General features: G+C 42.0%; 2 protein-coding genes. Both read right to left on the minus strand.

Annotation, left to right across the window (positions count from 1 at the left end; translation table 11 throughout):
- Window positions 1–974, minus strand: a 974-nt coding sequence (locus tag Q8O71_00030) for a histidine kinase N-terminal 7TM domain-containing protein (protein ID MDP2704781.1), incomplete at its 3' end; no start/stop codon positions are given.
- Between the two features lie 4 nt (window positions 975–978).
- Window positions 979–1,345: hypothetical protein (locus tag Q8O71_00035; protein MDP2704782.1), on the minus strand; the 367-nt coding region annotated here is incomplete at its 5' end.

Consider the following 1,345-nt stretch of genomic DNA (forward strand, 5'->3'; position numbering starts at 1 on the left):
CGGGCTTCCTTTTCCACCTCATACGCCTTACGGATTTCTTTTGTCTGCTCGGCAACTTTTTCTTTAAGGTTTTTGTTTAGATAGTCCAGTTCGGCGTTAAGTTCGGCAAGCATTTCTCTTTGGCGGGATTCACGAACTCCGATACGTATGAGAAACGTACCGATGAGAACCACGGAAAAAAAGATGCCCACATCATAAAGTACAAGACCCCCCGTTTCCCCCACGGTAAGGATTTTTACAAGAAGCACAAACCAGATAGCAAAGGTGAGAACTTCAACAGCAAACATTCTGATACTGAATAGGTGGTGCCGAAGCATTGCATACCCGTATGAAAATACCAAAAAAGATAAGACTATGTACGGAGGATTAATCGGAATTCCGGCAGCTAGTATCCAGTTGCATGACCCGCCTATGTTACCGAGCGTAAGACCCAGAAGGATGTATCGTATCTGGGCCTTTTTTATACCGTCCGCACCTCTATAGTAGACAATGAGCAGAGTGAAAACGGCAACAAAATAGGCGATCCAGAAAAAAAGAAAAAACGGATACAAAATTCCCATCTGCGGGAAATAATCAAGAACTGAGATCGGCCCGACTGACTTCACCAGCCAATCCGTAGGCAAAACGATAGCAAGAGCAAAAAAAGAAAAAATGGCCACGCCCCACTTTACAAACACTTTGTATCTTTCCCATATATCAAGAAAAATGAGTGTGAAATAAAGACAGGATAACGGCACGAAAGCCGCAAAAAGGATGCCTCCGCGACCAAAGATTAACGCGAGTTCGGGTGACGTCGATTGAATAAGAAAGAAAATAGACAAGTTATATGTTGCAATAAAAAACATGAACAAGGCAAAGCTCCTGTTCAAATTGCTTTTTTTGTCTTGTGAATAAACAAAGGTACCAAAGAAAAAACTAACAAATGTATTTATGAGAGCGGAGAGAGCGTAGAAATTTATATGAGAAAAATCCATGGAATTATTTTGAGTTTGGCAATTTTTTGTCCTTACTGAAACCTATCTTCCCTACTTCCAATTGAGTTACATCAATAAGGCCGTTCACTAGGTCGGACAATACGCTCAGCACTCCGCCTATTTTATCGAGGTATGTTTTTGTTTCGGTTTCCTTGGTTTTCAAATCCGCTTCATCGACATACCCTTTGGCAATCGTAATCGGGGTGCGGAGATTGTGCTGGCTTGCGAGAATAAATTCGTTTTTGGCCTCGTTTAACTTTTCAAGGCCGACGCGGGCTTCCTTTTCCACCTCATACGCCTTACGGATTTCTTTTGTCTGCTCGGCAACTTTTTCTTTAAGGTTTTTGTTTAGATAGTCCAGTTCGGCGTTA

The sequence above is a fragment of the bacterium genome, assembly GCA_030690305.1.
Classification (GTDB): Bacteria; Patescibacteriota; Minisyncoccia; order Phycocordibacterales; family JAGLPS01; genus JBBUCK01.